11 protein-coding genes and 3 pseudogenes are annotated in these 17,020 nt (G+C 74.5%); 6 read left to right on the top strand and 8 right to left on the bottom strand.

Going from position 1 to position 17,020, the window contains the following annotated elements; translation table 11 throughout:
- The first annotated feature begins 19 nt into the window (after nt 1-19).
- From HHX41_RS32240 to HHX41_RS32230, 3 genes are all read left to right on the top strand, one after another.
- Complete coding sequence (locus tag HHX41_RS32240) at nt 20-2,818, top strand: LuxR family transcriptional regulator (protein ID WP_182908960.1); 2,799 nt, start codon at nt 20-22, stop codon at nt 2,816-2,818.
- 319 nt (nt 2,819-3,137) lie between these two features.
- The gene (locus tag HHX41_RS32235; RefSeq protein WP_182908959.1) at nt 3,138-4,508 is read left to right on the top strand and encodes an APC family permease; all 1,371 of its coding nucleotides are present in this window, start codon (nt 3,138-3,140) and stop codon (nt 4,506-4,508) included.
- Between the two features lie 108 nt (nt 4,509-4,616).
- The gene (locus tag HHX41_RS32230) at nt 4,617-5,258 is read left to right on the top strand and encodes a phosphatase PAP2 family protein (RefSeq protein WP_182908958.1); all 642 of its coding nucleotides are present in this window, start codon (nt 4,617-4,619) and stop codon (nt 5,256-5,258) included.
- On the opposite strand, the gene HHX41_RS32225 is transcribed toward HHX41_RS32230, so the two are convergent.
- From HHX41_RS32225 to HHX41_RS32205, 5 genes and pseudogenes are all read right to left on the bottom strand, one after another.
- Complete coding sequence (locus tag HHX41_RS32225; RefSeq protein ID WP_182908957.1) at nt 5,221-5,883, bottom strand: response regulator transcription factor; 663 nt, start codon at nt 5,881-5,883, stop codon at nt 5,221-5,223. The genes HHX41_RS32230 and HHX41_RS32225 overlap by 38 nt on opposite strands.
- Nucleotides 5,884-5,939: 56 nt before the next feature.
- Nucleotides 5,940-7,823 carry a histidine kinase gene (locus HHX41_RS32220; protein WP_182908956.1) on the bottom strand — a complete coding sequence of 628 codons (1,884 nt, stop codon included), beginning with the start codon at nt 7,821-7,823 and terminating at the stop codon, nt 5,940-5,942.
- Nucleotides 7,824-8,630, bottom strand: a pseudogene (locus HHX41_RS42450) (tyrosine-type recombinase/integrase); the annotation flags it as partial. It abuts the gene before it with no gap.
- A gap of 312 nt (nt 8,631-8,942) precedes the next feature.
- Nucleotides 8,943-10,211, bottom strand: a pseudogene (locus HHX41_RS42445) (RNA polymerase sigma factor); the annotation flags it as partial.
- Between the two features lie 48 nt (nt 10,212-10,259).
- Nucleotides 10,260-10,610, bottom strand: coding sequence for a YciI family protein (locus tag HHX41_RS32205; protein WP_169981597.1), 351 nt, complete (start codon nt 10,608-10,610; stop codon nt 10,260-10,262).
- A 356-nt stretch (nt 10,611-10,966) separates the two neighbouring features.
- On the opposite strand from HHX41_RS32205, the gene HHX41_RS32200 reads away from it, so the two are divergent.
- Both HHX41_RS32200 and HHX41_RS32195 read left to right on the top strand, forming a co-directional pair.
- Nucleotides 10,967-11,863 (top strand): DUF998 domain-containing protein, encoded by an 897-nt coding sequence (locus tag HHX41_RS32200; protein WP_182908955.1) that lies wholly within the window; start codon nt 10,967-10,969, stop codon nt 11,861-11,863.
- Nucleotides 11,864-12,086: 223 nt separating this feature from the next.
- The gene (locus HHX41_RS32195) at nt 12,087-12,818 is read left to right on the top strand and encodes a dienelactone hydrolase family protein (protein ID WP_182908954.1); all 732 of its coding nucleotides are present in this window, start codon (nt 12,087-12,089) and stop codon (nt 12,816-12,818) included.
- 81 nt (nt 12,819-12,899) lie between these two features.
- On the opposite strand, the gene HHX41_RS32190 is transcribed toward HHX41_RS32195, so the two are convergent.
- On the bottom strand, nt 12,900-13,538 hold the full coding sequence (locus tag HHX41_RS32190; RefSeq protein WP_182908953.1) for a DedA family protein: 639 nt from the start codon (nt 13,536-13,538) through the stop codon (nt 12,900-12,902).
- A 145-nt stretch (nt 13,539-13,683) separates the two neighbouring features.
- Here HHX41_RS32190 and HHX41_RS32185 point away from each other — a divergent pair.
- Nucleotides 13,684-14,902: pseudogene (locus HHX41_RS32185) on the top strand (RNA-guided endonuclease InsQ/TnpB family protein); the annotation flags it as partial.
- A 142-nt stretch (nt 14,903-15,044) separates the two neighbouring features.
- Here the strand turns inward: HHX41_RS32185 and HHX41_RS32180 are convergent.
- Together HHX41_RS32180 and HHX41_RS32175 are read right to left on the bottom strand one after the other, a co-directional pair.
- A complete protein-coding gene (locus tag HHX41_RS32180; RefSeq protein WP_169981601.1) occupies nt 15,045-15,335 on the bottom strand; it encodes a hypothetical protein in 291 nt (96 codons plus the stop codon).
- 202 nt (nt 15,336-15,537) lie between these two features.
- On the bottom strand, nt 15,538-17,016 hold the full coding sequence (locus HHX41_RS32175; protein ID WP_182908952.1) for an N-acetylmuramoyl-L-alanine amidase: 1,479 nt from the start codon (nt 17,014-17,016) through the stop codon (nt 15,538-15,540).
- Nucleotides 17,017-17,020: the final 4 nt, after the last annotated feature.

Genomic DNA, 17,020 nt, shown 5'->3' with positions numbered 1-17,020 from the left:
GGAATTCGGGAGGCTCATTATGGCCCTGGTGGAGCGGGAAGAGGTGTTGGCCTCCCTTGAGGACATGCTGGCCGACGCCGTCACCGGCAGAGGAAAGATCGCGATCGTCGGAGGGCCCGTCGCGACGGGCAAGACCGCACTGCTCAACACGCTCGTCGAGGACGCGCTGGAGCACGGCGCGCTGCCGCTGACCGCCACCTGCTCGCAGGCGGAGTCGGGGCTGGCGCTGGCCGTGCTGTCGCAGATCCTGCACAACGCGCCGCTCACAGCCGAGGAGGAGGAGCGGACCCGCAACCTGCTGCACGAGGGCGCCCGCTGCGCCATGTCGGCCGACCCGCTGGCCGACTACGTCGACCAGGTGGACGCCCACATCGTGCACGCCCTGTGCATGGTGCTGCTCGAACTCGCCGAGCGGCACCCGCTGATGATCGTGGTGGACGACATCCAGCACGCCGACCGCGCCTCGCAGCTCTGCCTGGCCTACCTCGCCCGCAGGCTGCGCTTCGCCCACATCCTGGCGATCTTCAGCCAGTCGGAGGAGGCGTGGAACGCCCCGTCGCTGTTCCAGACCGAGCTGCTGCGCCAGCCGCACTGCCGCCGCCTGCCGCTGTCGGCACTGTCCCGCGAGGGCGTCGAGATCATGGCGGCCGACATCGTGGGCGACGACACCGCCCGGCGGTTCGCCGCGGACTGGCACGTGGTCAGCGGCGGCAACCCGCTGCTCGTGGGCGCGCTCATCGAGGACCACCTCGCGGCGGCCGACGCCGCGGGCGCCCCGGCGGACAGCGAACCGGCGGCGGAGCCGGACGAGATCGCCGCGGGCGACGCCTACCGCCAGGCGGTGCAGTCGTGCCTGCACCGCGGGCACCCGCTCGCGGCCCGCGTCGCGCGGGGCCTGGCGGTCGCCGGCGACCCCGGCCACCTCGACCGGCTGCTCGACCTCGACGCCGGCGTCGTCGTCCAGGCGCTCAACGCGCTGCACAACGCCGGGCTGGTCGGCGCCGACCTGCACCTGCGCCACCCCCAGGCGCGCGCCGCCGTGCTCGCCGACCTCGACCGGCACGAGCGGACGGACCTGCACCGCAGGGCCGCCGAACTGGCGTACGGCCAGGGCGCCCCGGCCGCCGTGATCGCCGAGCACCTGCTGGCCGCCTCGCACAACGGGGGCCCGTGGGCCGTACCGATCCTGGAGGAGGCGGCCCGGCAGGCGCTCAGCGAGGGACGGGTCGAGCCCGCCGTCGACTACCTGCGGCTGGCCGACGGCGCGTGCACCGACGACCAGCGCCGGGCCACCATCAAGACGACGCTGGTGCGCGCGGAGTGGCGGCTCAACCCGAGCGCCCCCGCGGCCCACCTCGACGAGCTCACCGACGCCATGCACCGCGGACACCTGCGCGGCTCCGACGCGGTCGTGCTGGCCAAGGCGCTGCTGTGGCACGGCCGCTTCGACGACGCCCGCGACGTGCTCGACCACCTGGGCAGGATCGGCACGATCATGGACGCGGAGACCGTGGCCGAGATCCGCGCCGCCCGGCCGTGGCTGCGCTGCTCCTACACGCCGTTCCTGGCGCACATCCCGAGGGTCACCGACGTGAGCACGCAGGCGCCGCCGTCCGCGCCGGTCATCGGCCGGCTGGAGGCCGCCACCGCGCTCGCGGCGGTGCTGACCAAGGGCCCGCACCCGCAGACGCTGGCCGACGTGGAACGCATCCTGCGCGGCTCCCGCCTGGACGACATGTCGATGGACGCCGTCGAGTGCGCCCTGCTCGCGCTCATCTACGGCGAGCGGCCCGACCTCGCGGCGCCCTGGTGCGACCTGTTCTTCGAGGAGGCCGCCAGCCGCCGGGCCCCGAGCAGGCAGGCCCGCCTCGCGGCGCTGCGCGCCGAGATCAGCCTGCGGCAGGGCGACCTGGAGGGCGCCGAGGGCCTCGCCCAGATGGCCGTGCGGCTCATCCCGCCCACGAGCTGGGGGGTCGCGATCGGCGGGCCGCTGTCGGTGCTGCTGACGACGGTGACCGCGATGGGCCGGCTCGACGAGGCCGTGCAGCTGGTCAACCAGCCCGTGCCCGAGGCCATGCTCCAGACCAGGTACGGCCTGCACTACCTGAACGCGCGGGGCCGCTACCACCTGGCGACGGGCGACCTCGGCATGGCCCTGCGCGACTTCCAGACCTGCGGCGAGCTGATGGGCTCCTGGAGCCTCGACGCGCCGGGGCTGATCTCGTGGCGGACGGGCGCGGCCGAGGCGCTGATCGGCATGGGCCGCCCGGAGCGGGCCCGGCCGCTGCTGGACGAGCACGTGACCCGCTGCGCCCCCGGCCCGGTCCGCGCCCGGGGGATCGGGCTGCGACTGACGGCCGCCGCGAGCGAGCCACGGCAGCGTCCCCCGCTGCTGCGCCGCGCCGCCGACATGCTGCAGGCGAGCGGCGACCAGTACGAGCTGGCCCGGGCCCTGGTGGACCTGGCCGACGCCTACCAGGCGGTGGGGGAACTGCGGCGCGCCCGTACGGTCGCCAGGCAGGCGCAGCGGATCGCGGAGGAGTGCGAGGCCGTCCCGCTGGTCAACGCGCTCACCCAGGGTGGTCCCGGGCAGCCGGCCGAGCCGCCCAGGACCGAGAGCGGCTCGGGGGCGCTGAGCGAGGCCGAGCGCCGCGTGGCCTCGCTCGCCGCCGTCGGCTACACCAACCGCGAGATCGCCGACAAGCTGTACATCACGGTGAGCACGGTCGAGCAGCACCTGACCAGGATCTACCGCAAGCTCAACGTCACCCGGCGGTCGGACCTGCCCGCCAGCCTCGAGTTCAGCACCTCAGGCTGAGACGGGCGGCTGAGAGGGGCACGGCGACCCCGGCCGGCCGGTCACCCCGGCCGGCCCGTGGTGTCCCGCGAAGCGCGACGCCGGCCGGCATCCGTCCGGCCGGTCCGCGCGTTCCGGCCGCCCGCGCCGCCTGCCGCCCGTGCTCCCTTGCTGCCCGGGCTCCCTTGCTGCCCGGGCCCCCGCTGCCCGTGCTCCCTGCCGCCCGTGTTCCCCGCTGCCTGTGCCTTGGGCCGGTCCGGATCATCCGGCCGGCCGTCTCCCTGACCGGCCACGACTCCCTTGACCGGTCACGACTCCCCCGACTGGAAGGTGTACGCGAATGGCTCGGACGAGCGTCACATCCGGCGTCACCCCTGCCGTCACCCGTGCCGCCCCGCCTGGTGCCGCCCCGCCTGGTGCCGCCCCGGCGGGCCGCCTCACGGCGGCGCAGGGCACCGCCATGTACGTCGGCGCGGTGCTCGGCACGGGCGTCATCGCCCTGCCCGCGCTCGCGGCCCAGGCGGCGGGGCCGGCGTCGCTGCTGGCCTGGCTCGGCCTGGTCGTGCTGTCCGCCCCGCTGGCCGCGGCGTTCGCCGCGCTCGGCGCCCGCCACCCCGACTCCGGGGGCGTGTCGACCTACGCCCGCCTCGCCTTCGGGGACCGGGCCGCCGTCGTCGTCGGCTGGTGCTTCTACTTCGCGATACCGCCCAGCGCCGCCGCCGCGGCGCTGTTCGGCGGCGAGTACGTCGCGGCGGCGGTGGGCGGCGGAACCGGCACCGCGACGCTGACGGCGGCGGGGCTGATGGCGGTCGTGACCGTGTCGAACGCCTCCGGCCTCCGGGTGACCGGCCGGGTCCAGCTCGGGCTGGCCGGGCTGCTCGTCGCCCTGCTCGTCGTCGCCGTCGCGCTGTCGCTCCCGCACGCCGATGTGGCCAACCTCCGGCCGTTCGCCCCGAACGGCTGGGCGGCCATCGCCCCGGCGGCGGCCCTGCTGGTGTGGAGCTTCGCCGGCTGGGAGGCGATCACGCACCTCGCCGCCGACTTCCGCAGGCCCGCCAGGGACCTGCCCAGGGCCGCCGCAGCCGCCGTCGTGCTGGTCGGCGTGCTGTACCTGTCGGTCGCCTTCGCCACCGTCGCCGTCCTCGGGCCGGCCGCCGGAGCGGCGCGGGCGCCCCTCGGCGACCTGCTGGCCCTCGGCCTCGGCGGCAACGCCCGGCTGCTCGCCGCCGTGGCCGCGCTGCTGCTGACGCTCGGCGCGATGAACGCGTACTGGGCCGGGGCGGCGAAGCTCGGCGCGGCCCTCGGCCGCGACGGGGCCCTGCCCGCGTGGCTCTCCCGTGGCAGCGTCGCCGGGGAGGTGCCCCGGCGCAGCCTCGGAGTCGTCGCCGTGCTGTCCTTCCTGTCGCTCGCCGTCGTGTACGCGGCGGGGACGGGCATCCGGCCCCTGGTGCTGATGACCAACGGGTCGTTCGTGGTGGTCTACGCGATCGGCGTGGCGGCCGCCATCCGGCTGCTGCCGCGCGGCCGGGCCAGGGCCGCCGCCCTGCTCGCGCTCGTGGCGGTCGCCCTGCTGGTCGCCGCGTCGGGGGTCTACCTCGTCTGGCCGCTGCTGGTCGGCGGCACCGCTCTGGTGTACGCGCGGTTCACCCGCCGGGAGGCGGCCGTCCCGGCCGGGGTACGGAAGAAGGAGACCGTGCCGGCGGACCATTGACGAAAGTGAAGGGTCACCGGCGACTTTCCGTGAGTGCGCGCCGTGCTGTCCGGTCCCTAGGTTCGAGGGGCCGGACGGACCGGCGGAACACGGCACGGAGGGGAACCGGTGGGCACCGAGATCGAGGACGTCCCGGACATCAGCGCCGAGTGGTACCGGGAGGTCACGGCGTTCGCCCGGAACGCCCCGGAGTGGGTGCGCGACGCGGCGGAGGTCGCGACGGACGCCGTCCCCGCGATCCTCTTCGCCCTCCTCGTCTTCGGCTGGTGGCGGGCGCGGCGGGGGGACGACCGCCGGATGGCGCTCGCGCTGCTCGCGCCGGTCGCCGTGGTGGTGGCGTACCTCGCGAGCGAGGGTGTCAAGAGCCTGCTACGGCTGCGGCGCCCCTGCTGGGACCTGGCCGACGTGGTCACGGTGGCGCCCTGCCCGCCGTACGGCGACTGGTCGCTGCCGAGCAACCACGCGACCTTCGCCGCGGCGGGGGCCGTCGCGCTGGTCGCCCTGTGGCGCGGCACGGCGGTGGCGGCGCCCGTGCTCGCGCTGCTGGAGGCCTTCTCGCGGGTCTTCGTCGGCGTCCACTACCCCCACGACGTGGTGGCGGGGCTGCTGCTCGGCGCGGTGGTGGCGCCGGTGGTCCTGCTGGCCCTGCGGAACCCGGTGACCGCCCTGGTCGGTGCGATGCGGCGGCGGCCCGCGCTGACGGCGCTGCTCGCTACGACTCGCCCGTCAGCCCCGCCTCGTGGGCGATGACCGCCGCGCGCACCCGGTTGGGCACGCCCAGCTTGGCCATGATCGTGCTCACGTAGGTCTTCACGCTGCCCTCGGCGAGGTGCAGCCGGGCGGCGATGCCCGCGTTCGACAGGCCCTCGCCGACCAGGGCGAGCACCTCGCGCTCCCGGTTCGTCAGCGCCGCGACGCGCTCGCGGGCCGCGGCCGAGCGCGTCAGCCGGTCTCCGGCGAGCCCCCGGATGACCCGCGCGGCCACCGGCGGCGACAGGTACGCCCCGCCCTCGGCCGCCGCCCGGACCCCGAGGGGGAACTCGCGCGGGTCCCCGGTCTTCAGCAGGAACCCCGCGGCGCCGTCGCCCAGGGCCCGGGCGACGTAGGCGTCCTCGCCGAAGGACGTCATGATCAGTACGGCGGTGCCCGGGGCGGTTCTGCGCACCTCGGCCGCGGCGGCCAGCCCGTCCAAGCCGGGCATCCGGATGTCGACCAGCGCGACGTCGGGCCGGTGCGCCAGGACGGCGTCCACCAGCTCACGCCCGTCGGCGGCCTCGGCGACCACGTCGATGCCCGGATCCGCCGCCAGGATCGCCCGGACCCCGGCGCGGATCACCGGTTCGTCGTCGGCGAGGACCACCCGGATAACGTGCACGACCCGATGCTACGGAACCGTTGCTACCAAACCGTGGGGGAGCCTCCGGCCGCGGCTCAGGCGGGCAGGTGCGCCTTGCTCACCAGCCGGCCTCCGGCGAAGCACAGCCGGTAGAGCTCCAGCTCGCGGAACGGATCGGGATTGGTGCCGTAGTAGCGGCACCGCGCGCCCGGCGGGATCGGAGGCTCGGGCCAGGACGGGTCGTCGATCCGGGTCCTGACCGGCAGCACCGCCGCGACCTCGGACTCTGCCTGGCCGGCCCGCAGCTTCGCGAACTCGGCCGGCGGCAGGACCGAGGTGGCCGCGTCGTAGACCGTGAACCCCAGCACGAACGCCACCACGCCGGCCGCCGCGGCCAGGGCGGCCAGCGCCGCGGCCAGCCGCGTACGGCGCACCCGCCGCCGGGCCAGCGCCAGATCCAGCTCCACGGGCCGCGCTCCCGCCGGCAGGTCGTCCGCCACACCCGGGCCCGCGTCGGCGGGCCTGTCCGCGGCAACGGCGAGGTCGGTTCCCCCGGTGTCGCCTGCTCCGGGAGGGGAGAGATCCACGGCGGCGGCACGCGCGGCGGAGGGAAGGCCGGTCCGCGAGGGGGCGTCGTGGCGGGACACGTCGTGGCGGGACACGTCGTGTGGCAGACGGACGGTAAGAGTGAATCCACCGTCGGCGCGGCCGCTCCGCAGGGATCCGCCCTGCAGACGGACCCGCTCCGCGAGCGTGCGCAGCCCGTATCCGCCCGAGACGCTCGGCTGGGGTCGTCCCGTGGCCTCGTTCGCCACGGTCACCGTGGTCACCACACTCACCACGGTCTCGCCCGGTGCCTGCGCGAGCCGTACGGTGACCGGGGCGCCGGGCGCGTGCTTGGCCGCGTTGGTGAGGCCCTCCCGGACGACCCGCCGCACGGTGACGAGCGCGGGCGCGGGGATCCGCGCCTCCTCCCGCCCGCCGTGGAGCGTGACCGGCATCCCGGCGGCGGAGGCGCGCCGGACCAGTTCGCCCACGCTCTCCCCGGCCGGGCCTGCGTGCGCGACGTCCCCCTGCCCCGTGTTGCCCTGTTCCGTGCCGCCCTGTTCCGTGCCGCCCTGTTCCGTGTCCCCGTGCGCCGTGTCCCCGTGCGCCGTGTCCTCGCGTGCCGTGTCTCCGTGAGCCGTGCTCCCGTGGGGGATGTGCGCGTGTGCCGGGCCGGGACCGTCGCCGTCTCTGAGCACGGCGACGATGTCGCGCAGACGCTCCGCCGCGGCCGTGACCGCCTCGCGGGCCTCGCCCGCCGCCCGGCGGTGCGTCTCGGGCAGGCCGGCGGCGACCTCCAGAGCGCCGATCCGCAGCGCGACCAGGCTCAGGTCGTGACCGAGCAGGTCGTGCATGTCCCTCGCGATGGCGGCCCGCTCGCGCAGCCTCGCCTGCTCGGCGAGCATGCGCCGCTCGCGCTCCAGATGCCCGGCGCGTTCCCAGCCCGCCCTGGTCAGGGCCAGGCTCTGGTGCCGGGCGTGGCCCGCGAGCCAGGGGACGAGGCCGAACAGCCCGATCCCCGTGACGGCGAAGAACCACGCGCCCAGATCCCACTGGGCCGTGAGAAGCCACCGTACGAGCGGGACGACGGCGGCGGCGATCACAGCGGCGGCGGACAGGCCGAGCAGGGCGGGCCGGGTGCGGGCCATGCGCACCCCGGCCAGGTAGCTCATCACCACCAGGGCCGGGAAGAAGACGGTGGGGTCGCCCCGTACGGCCACCGAGCCCGCCCACAGAGCGGCCGTCACGAGCATCGCCCCCAGCGGCCGGGGCCGGGCGAGCGCGACGGCGGCGCCGATCGCCGCCAGCCCGGCGATCACCTCCGGCCAGGTGTAGCTGTCGGCCAGGGTGTGGGTGAGGCCCGCCCACACCGCCGGCACGCCGAGGACCGCCCACAGCAGGACGTCCTTGAGATATGCCGCTTTCCTCCCCACTCAGGCAACGGTATCCGCAGGTCGCGGGACCCGGACGAATCCGTGCAGGCTCCGGGCGCTGGCGTGGCCGGACAGGGACATCAGCATCGGCGCGGACCAGCCGTCCTCGCCGAGATGCGCCAGGCGCGAGTGGCGCAGGCGGTGGAGCGTGTAGCCGCCGCCTTCCGGGTCGAGGTCCCTGGTGGCCCGTTTGAACAGGTACTCCGCCCGTTCGTACGACAGGCGGCCACGGCCGGTGTGCGGGCAGAGGTCGGCCACCGCCGGCATGCGGCCCGGCCCGGGTCTGCGGTCGGCGAGGAACAGCGGTCCCCGGCGGCGGTCCCCGACGAGGAGGGGCAGGAGCGCCGCCGTCCCGGACTGCCAGCGCAGCCAGTGTCCCCTGGTCCTCACCTCGCCGCGCATGCCGGGCAGGTCGAGGTCCTCCACGTCGAGCGAGAGCGCCCATTCGGCCGGGGCCGCGCTCTCGTACAGCAGCAGCCACAGCGTGCGCTCGCGCAGCGGGGTCTCCGGCCGCTCCCACAGGCCCCGCAGCAGCGACCGGTCGATGGGACGGGTGCGGGCGCGGGGTTCGGGCCGCCGGTCGAGCGGGGCGGCGAGGCTGGCGGCGGCCCAGCCGTGCTCGGCCGCCCACGAGGCGAACGACCGCAGCGCCGCGCGGTGGCGGTTCCAGGTCGCGCCCGCGGCCGTACCCCAGGCGGCGGCGAAGACCTCGGCGGCCAGGTGGGACGTCATGTCCCGCAGCGGGATGTCCTCGCCGAGGTGCCGGCACAGTCGTGACAGGGTCTGGTTGTAGGAGCGGACGGTGTCGGCGCTCAGACCGGGACGCGCGAGGAAGAGCCTCATGGCGGCGCCGAGCGTGACGCCCGCATCCGCCGCCCGCCGGCCTCCGGTCCGCCCGCCCGGAGTGGCGGCGGGTGTGACGCGCTTCGCGGAGTCCGCCCGCCCGGCGGCCCTGGGCGGCTGACCGGCGGTCTCCGCGGGGCCGCCCTCCCCGGCCTCCGCGGTGTCCCCGGACTTCCCGGCCTTTGCGGCATTCACGGTCTCCGCGGGTCCGGCCTGCCCGGTCCGACCGGCATTCACGGCCTTCACGGCCTTTGCGGTGTTCGCGCGTCCGGCCTCCTCGGCGCAGGTCGCGGCGCGGCGCAGCAGCACCGCCCGTTCCGCGGCGTTGCGGGTGAGGGACGCCGCGCGGTCGAACTCCGCCCGGGCCTCGCCGTGCCGCCCGAGCCGGGCCAGCAGGTCCCCGCGTACGGCGGGCAGCAGGTGATACCCCTTCAGCGCCGGTTCCCCGGTCAGCGTCTCCACCAGCGTGAGACCGGCGCGCGGCCCGTAGGCCATGGCGAGCGCGACCGCGCGGTTGAGCTGGACGACGGGTGTGGGCAGCACCCTCACGAGGGCCTCGTAGAGCGCCGCGATCTGCGGCCAGTCGGTCTCCTCCGGCGTGGCGGCCCGCGCGTGGCAGGCCGCGATGGCCGCCTGCAGCACGTACGGGCCGAGGGGGGCGCCGGCCTCCCGGGCGCGCAGCAGCGCCGCGAAGCCGCGCCGGATGAGCAGCGGGTCCCAGCGCCCGCGGCTCTGCTCGTGCAGCGGTACGGGCTCTCCTGACGGGCCGGTGCGCGCGGCCGAGCGCGACTGCTGCAACTCCATCAGCGCGACCAGGCCGTGCACCTCGGCCTCGTCCGGGGTCAGCTCGGCCAGGACGCGGCCCAGGCGCAGCGCCTCCAGGCAGAGGGACGGGCGCATCAGGTCGTCGCCCGCCGTGGCCGAGTATCCCTCGTTGAACACCAGATAGATCACTTCGAGCACCGACGACAGCCGGGCCGCCCGTTCCGGCCCCGACGGAACCTCGAAGGGGACGTGCGCGTCGGCGAGCGCCCGCTTGGCCCGCACGATCCGCTGGGCGACGGCGCTCTCGGAGACGAGAAAGGCCCGCGCGATCTCGTCGGTGCGCAGGCCGCCGATCAGTCGCAGCGTGAGCGCCACCCGGGCCTCGGTGGACAGCACCGGATGACAGGAGACGAACATCAGCCGCAGGACGTCGTCGCCGACCTCCCCGTCGAGCGCGCCCAGAACGTCGTCCACGTCCCGGGCGCCGTCGTCCACGCTGGTGACGAGATCGTGGGCGAGCCGCTCCTGACCGCGGTCGCGCCGCTCCTCCCGGCGCAGGTGGTCGACGGCGCGCCGCTTGGCGATGGTCATGAGCCAGGCGCCCGGGTTGTCCGGGACGCCCGCCTCCGGCCACTGTTCCAGTGCGGCGAGGACCGCGTCCTGGGCCAGTTCCTCCGCCAGGCCGACGTCGCCGACCATCCGGACGAGGCCGGCGACGATCCTCGCGGACTCCATCTTCCAGACCGCGTCGACGACGGCATGGGCGTCCAGGGACGTCATCGGTCGATGACAGCACCGGCCCGCCCGCCGCGCAACCCGGCGCGTACGTCAGCGGGGGCCGGGGCCGGGAGCGTCCTCGGGGCCGAACACCCGCTGGACCGTGCCCTCGCCGTCGCCGACGATCCGCCAGAAGCGGCGGGCCAGTTCCACGGCCTCCTCGCGGGACCGAGCCTCGATCAGGGCGAAGCTGACGATCGCCTCCTTGGCCTCGGTGAAGGGGCCGTCCGTCACGGTGATCTCGCCTGCGGAGGAGACCATCCGCACGCCGCCCGGCTCCAGCCCGCCCGTGGCCAGCAGCACGCCGGCCCTGGTCATCTCCTCGATGAAGGCGCCCATCTCGGCCATCATCGCCGCGTCCGGGTTCGGGTCGGTGCCCTTGGTGGTCATCAGAAACCGCATCGGTCGTTCTCCTTCTTCCTGATCCTGTGGCCGGCGGGAGCCGGTCGCCGGTTCCCGCCGTCACCTACACGTCGTACGGGAGGGGCCGTTATCGACGGACTCCGATCCTGGCACGCCCTGACCAGGGCCTTCGCCGGGATGTGACAGGGAATGCGCATGTGACAGGGAATGCGCGTCACCGGCTCGCGCCGCAGGTGGGCGGGGGAGAGCAGGGGGCGGACGTGACAGGTGGTCGAAGCGCGCGGCGGCCGTTCGACGCGTAAGCGAGGCCGGACGACGTACCGGCCGGGACACCGAAGCCGGGACGGCGAAGACCCAACACCGGCGAAGACCGAACACCGACGAAGGGAACGGCCATGACCACCACGCAGCCCACCGCTCAGCCCGCCCTCCAGCCCGCCCTCCAGCCCACCACGCAGCCCACCACGCAGCCCACCGCTCAGCCCGACGCCCAGCTCCCCGCTCAGTCCGCCGCTCGGCCCACCGCCGGCCGGGCCGCGACCGCCACCGGCCGTCGCGCGGTGCGGGTGACCGGCGGCGTCACCGCGCCGGCGGGGACGGATTCCCGCGGCGGCGACGGCGGCACGGCGGTCGCGCGGCGCGGCGCGGCGGCCTCGACGAGGTCGACGCGTGCGCTGCTCACCTGCGCCGTGCTCACCACGCCCGTCTTCGGGATCGTCTCGCTGGCGCAGGCGTTCACGCGGGAGGGGTTCGACCTGCTCCGTCACCCGCTGAGCATGCTGAGCACCGGCGACCTCGGCTGGCTGCAGATCGGCACCTTCTGGATCACCGCCGTCCTGACGGTCGCCGGGGCGATCGGACTGCGCAGGGCCATGCGCGGCACCCCCGGAGGGACCTGGGCGCCCCGGCTGCTGCTCGTCGAGGGCGCGGGACTCGCGGCGGCCGGGGTCTTCGTCATGGACCCGGGGGACGGCTTCCCCGCGGGCACCCCGCTGGGAGCCCCGGCCGGGATGAGCTGGCACGCGATGCTGCACATGGCGGCCGGGTCGGTGGCCTTCACCGCGCTCATCGCGGCCTGCTTCGTCCTCGGCCGCCACTTCGCCCGCGCGGGGCGGGGCGGGCACGCCGTCGCCTACCGTCTCAGCGGCCTGGCCCTGCTGCTCGGCAACGCCTGGGCCATGTCCGGCGGCCGGGCCGGCTCCCTCACCCTGTGCGTCGGCGTGCTGGTCGCCATGGCCTGGGTCTCGGTGGCCGCCGCGGTCAGGCGCGCGGACCTCGCCCAGGGACGCTGACCACCTCGGCAAGGAAGCCGCCGGAGCCGTACGCGGGCCGGCCGATGCCGGCGGGTGGGAAATCACTGGGAGCTCCGCGCGGTCCGGTGATACGTTCGGCGTCGCCGTGCGCCGCTGCGACCCGAGGAGGTGAGACCGATCAACGCTGTGACAGGTCGGGGCTCCCTCCGTCGCATGGTCTAGGGAGCGCCCGAAGAAGGCATCCCGAAAGGCGTGGAACGCTTTGCGCTTCATCTCCCAGACGTCGTCGGACGGCGTCACCGAACAGCTGTTCGTCCTCGGCGAGACCCCCGGTGTGCTGTGGACGCCGGAAGGCGCCGCCGGGGCTCGGCCCCTGATCCTGATGGGCCATGGCGGCGGGCAGCACAAGAAGGCCCCGGGCATCGTGGCCCGCGCGCGCCGCTTCGTCACCGAGGGCGGTTTCGCGGTCGTCGCGGTCGACGCGCCGGGCCACGGCGATCGGCCGAGAACCGAGGAGTTCGCCCGGGTCGTGGCCGAGCTGCGGGCCGGCATGGTCGCGGGTGGGGACGTCGCCCCGCGACTCGCCGCCATGCACACGTTCCTGGCCGGCCAGGCCGTCCCGGAATGGCAGGCGGTCCTGACCGCGGTGCGGGAACTCGACGTCGTCGGCGCCGGCCCCGTGGGCTACTGGGGGGTGTCGATGGGCTGCGGGCTCGGCCTCCCCTTCGTCGCCGCGGAACCCCGGGTCCGCGCGGCGGTGCTGGGCCTGCACGGCGTGGACGGGCTGGCCGAGGCCGCCGCCCGGGTCACCGTCCCGGTGCGGTTCCTGCTCCAGTGGGACGACGACCAGGTGCCCCGGGCCCGGGGCCTGGCGCTGTTCGACGCTCTGGGATCGGCCGACAAGACGCTGCACGCCAACCCCGGCAAGCACGGGGAGATCCCCGAGTTCGAGACCGGTAGCTCGCTGCGGTTCTTCACACGGCATCTGGGTTAGCGCGGGCCGCCTGGTGATCCGCGACGCGCCGGCCGGGTCTCGTGCCCGGCCGGCGCGCCGGCCCGCGCGGGTAGCGGCCGGTCAGCGGACGTCGCGGTGCTGGCCGCGCCGTTCTCGCAGCCGTACGGCCACGAACCGGACGACGACGAGCACGACGGCCGCCACGACGACCTTGGACACGATGCCCGTGTACTCCTCGACGAGGTGCCAGTTCTCGCCGAGCAGGTAACCCGCCAGCACGAACACGGTGTTCCAGATCAGGCTGCCGAGCGTGGTGAACAGGAGGAAGGTGCCGATCGGCATGCGTTCCACGCCGGCGGGGACCGATATCAGGCTGCGGACAACCGGGATCATCCGCCCGAAGAACACCGCCTTCACACCGTGCCGGTCGAACCACGCCTCCGCCTTCTCGACGTCGGCGGTCTTGACCAGCGGCAGGCGCCGCGCGAGGGCCAGCGTGCGCTCCCGGCCGAGCAGGGCGCCCACGCAGTACAGCGCGAGCGCGCCCACGACGGAGCCCACCGTCGTCCACAGGAGGGCGGCGACCAGGCTCATGTCCCCGCGCGACGCGGTGAACCCCGCCAGCGGCAGGATGATCTCGCTGGGCAGCGGCGGGAACAGGTTCTCCAGGGCGATCGCGACACCGGCGCCCGGCGCGCCCAGGCTTTCGGTGAGCTCCATCGCCCACCCGGCGATCCCTCCGATTTCTGGCGTGTTCATGAGAGAAACGTCCGAGGAAACCCCCGCTTTCAGGTGGGGGAGGAATCGGGCTCCCTTCGGAGTAGGGCAGGGGTAGGTGTTTCGACGCCAGGCTGTACGAACAAACGTGCGGTCCTGACCGTGATCGAGTGGCATGATGTGCGGCATGGCGCGGATCGTGAAGCGGGCCTACAAGTACCGCTTCTATCCGACTCCCGAGCAGGCCGGTGAGCTTGCCCGGACGTTCGGGTGTGTGCGCCTGGTCTACAACAAGGCTCTGGAGGAGCGGGACCCGCGCCTACGCCCACGAGGGTCGCCGCGTCTCCTACGTGGAGTCCTCGGCCATGCTTACGGCGTGGAAGCGTACGGAGGAGCTGGCGTTCCTGGGCGAGGTGTCCAGCGTTCCGTTGCAGCAAGCCCTGCGGCATCTGCAGGCGGCGTTCGCGAGCTTCTTCGCCCAGCGGGCCAAATATCCCACGTTCAAGTCGCGCAAGAAGTCGCGGGCGTCGGCGGAGTACACCCGCAGCGCGTTCCGCTGGCGTGAGGGCCGGCTGTGGCTGGCGAAGATGGACGGCCCGCTGGACATCGTGTGGTCGCGTCCGCTGCCGGAAGGCGCGGAGCCGTCCACGGTGACCGTCTCCCGGGATGCGGCCGGGCGGTGGTTCGTGTCCCTCCTCGTGGAGGAGGAAATCCCGCCCATGGCTCCCATCGAGCACGCGGTGGGTGTGGACGCGGGAATCACCAGCCTGCTCGCCCTGTCCCGCCCGATCGACGGTCTGACCGGCGAGGACGGCAAGGTCGCCATCCCCCGGCTTGAGCGGGTCGACCGCAAGCGCCTGGCCAGGGCGCAGCGGGCGCTGTCCCGCAAAGTCAAGGGGTCGAACAACCGGGCCAAGGCCCGGCTGCGGGTCGCCCGCGTGTACGCGCGGATCAGCGACCGCCGCCGGGATTTCCTGCACAAGCTTTCGACTCGGCTCGTCCGTGAGAACCAAACGGTCGTGATCGAGGACCTGACCGTCCGCACCATGGTCCGCAACCACTGCCTCGCCCGGGCGATCTCCGACGCCTCCTGGCGACACCTGCGGTCCATGCTGGAGTACAAAGCGCAGTGGTACGGGCGGGAGTTGCTGGTTGTGGACCGGTGGTTCCCCTCCTCCAAGCTGTGCTCGGCCTGCGGGGTGCTGGCCGATTCGATGCCGCTGAACGTCCGGACCTGGCGATGCGCCTGCGGCGCGGTCCACGATCGGGACGTCAACGCCGCCACGAACATCCTCGCCGCCGGGCTGGCGGAGAGGTGAAACGCCTGTGGAGCCGGTGTAAGACCTCAACGAGAATCCTCTCGGACGGGGCGACCGGCGGTGAAGCAGGAAGCCCGACCGGCGACGGTTGGAATCCCCCTCGTTCACGAGGGGGAGGATGTCAAGGGAGTGACACTAGAAGCCGGCCGAAGGGCCGTACGGTCGTCCACAGGCTGTGGACAGCCGGCGCCGGTCTCGCCGGCCGGAGAACGCCTGCCGCCCGTACGCCCTAGCGGTCGTCCTTCGGCGTCTGGGTGAGCACCTGGTCGGCGGTCGCCGTCACCACCGCCGCGGCCGCCGAGATGTCCCTGACCTGCTCGGCGGGCAGGGCCCGAAGCACCTTCTCCAGCCCCTCGAGGTCCGCCTGGTAGGCGGCCGCCATCGCCGCCTGGGCCTTGGCGGTGCGCTGTGCCTGCTCCATCGCCTTGCTGAGGGCGCGGCCGGCGCGTTCGACGGCTCTGGCCGCCTCGATGGCCGCTTTCTCAAGATTTCTCGCCCACTCGGGCGGCTGGTCGCTCATCGATGTCCTCTGTGTGAGGGTGGGTCCCGCGGGCATGAGCCGCCCACGAAGAGTGCTGGATCAGGCCCTTAATGCCCGTCCTGCGGGCTCTACACCCCACGGAGCCCAAGCTCTCAGAAATCTCCCAGCTCCGGTGCGAGGGCCCCCGCGCGGTGCGGCGCGCGAGGGCCCAGAACATGCTCCCGGCACGTGCAGGAAGCGGTCAGCCGCAGTGCTCGAAGGGGCTGTCGTAGCCGGACGACCCGGCCCTGCCGCCCCACTTCACGCACTTGCCGGCCGCGGCCGCCCGTACCGGTCCGGCGTAGTAGCCGTAGTCGCCGGAGTCGGTCACCCGGCTCCTGCCCTGGACCTCCAGGTACGCGCTGGTCGCCGTGGCCGTGCCCAGTGACGTCTTCTTGAGCGTGACCACGCAGTTGTTGCCGTCGCCGGAGTTGTAGAGCAGGTAGACCGTGCCCGCCGTGCCGAGGGCGGCCGAGTCGATCACCGAGTAGCCGGCGCCGCACACCTGCTCGGGCGTGTACGGGTTGCCGGTCCCGCCGCCGCCCGTGACGTACTGCATGTACTTGTTCCAGTCCCAGTGCGGCCCGGGATCGGTGTGGTCGCTCCCGGGGACCTGGTTGTGCCCCACGATGTGCGACCGGTCCTTGGGGATGCCGTACCGGGTGGCGATGGAGCGGACGAGGGCGGCCGACGAGCGGTACATCGCGTCGGTGAACCAGGACGCGTCGTCCACGTAGCCCTCGTGCTCGATGCCCACCGAGTGGTGGTTGTAGTCGGAGTTGCCCGCGTGCCAGGCCCGGTCCTTCTCCCGCACCATCTGGGTGACCGCGCCGTCGGAGGACCGTACGACGTAGTGCGCCGACACCTGGGCGGCGGGATTCTGGAACCAGGAGATCGTCCCGGCGTACGAGCCCTGCGTGACGTGGATGACGATGCGGTCGATCGAGTCGCTCGCCGGCCGGTTCGACACCGCGTAGTTGGCGCCGCTGGCCGCCACCCACGTCGCGCCGGGGTAGTCGACGGCCGCCGCGGCGAGCGTGCGGTTCTCCGGCCGGTCCAGGTCGCGGGCGCCCGCGAGGGCTCCCCGGTCCGGGGCGACCGGGCGGGCGGCGACGGTGATCGTCTCGCCCGCCGGAGTCCGCGCGGTGAACCCGGCCGACAGCAGGTCGTAGACGGCGTCCGCGTACAGCCGGGCGACCTCGGGCGTGCTCGCCCCGCCGTACCGCGCGACGGCGGTGTACCAGCGTCCGGCGTCGGCGCGGGCGGCGGCGTCCAGGCCCAGGGCGTCGGCCCTGGCGCGCAGCACGGCCGCCGCGCCCGCGACGTTGGCCGCGTCGTCGGTTCTGAGCGAGGCGACCGGCGCGCCGGTGAGCCGCGCCGCCTCCTCCAGGGTGTGCGCCGTGGGGTTGCTGACCAGGTGCGCCACGCCGTAGCCGCCACTCGCGCTCGGCCGGCCGTCGTGGCCGTCGAGGTGGGTCTCGGCGTAGGCGAGCGCGACGAGCAGGTCGCGGGGGACGCCGTGGTCCGCCGCCGCCCGCGTGAAGGCGGCGGCGAGCGGACCTTCGGCGGCCGAGGCCGGCCCGGCCGGGACGAGCCCGGCCAGGCACAGCAGGAACGTCACGACGCCGGCGGCGGTCAGGGCCGTACGCCGGGACACGCGGACGACCAGGGGTTCGGTCATGACG

Origin of the sequence: Microbispora sp. H13382 (assembly GCF_014161445.1) — a bacterium.
Classification (GTDB): Bacteria; Actinomycetota; Actinomycetes; order Streptosporangiales; family Streptosporangiaceae; genus Microbispora.
This window is presented reverse-complemented; position numbering and strand designations above follow the sequence as displayed.

Excerpts from the sequence above, each read along its gene's own strand:
- HHX41_RS32240 (WP_182908960.1), top strand. The coding sequence starts at position 20 with ATGGCCCTGGTGGAGCGGGAAGAGGTGTTGGCCTCCCTTGAGGACATG.
- HHX41_RS32235 (WP_182908959.1), top strand. The coding sequence starts at position 3,138 with ATGGCTCGGACGAGCGTCACATCCGGCGTCACCCCTGCCGTCACCCGT.
- HHX41_RS32205 (WP_169981597.1), bottom strand. The coding sequence starts at position 10,610 with ATGCGGTTTCTGATGACCACCAAGGGCACCGACCCGAACCCGGACGCG.
- HHX41_RS32200 (WP_182908955.1), top strand. The coding sequence starts at position 10,967 with ATGACCACCACGCAGCCCACCGCTCAGCCCGCCCTCCAGCCCGCCCTC.
- HHX41_RS32190 (WP_182908953.1), bottom strand. The coding sequence starts at position 13,538 with ATGAACACGCCAGAAATCGGAGGGATCGCCGGGTGGGCGATGGAGCTC.
- HHX41_RS32180 (WP_169981601.1), bottom strand. The coding sequence starts at position 15,335 with ATGAGCGACCAGCCGCCCGAGTGGGCGAGAAATCTTGAGAAAGCGGCC.
- HHX41_RS32175 (WP_182908952.1), bottom strand. The coding sequence starts at position 17,016 with ATGACCGAACCCCTGGTCGTCCGCGTGTCCCGGCGTACGGCCCTGACC.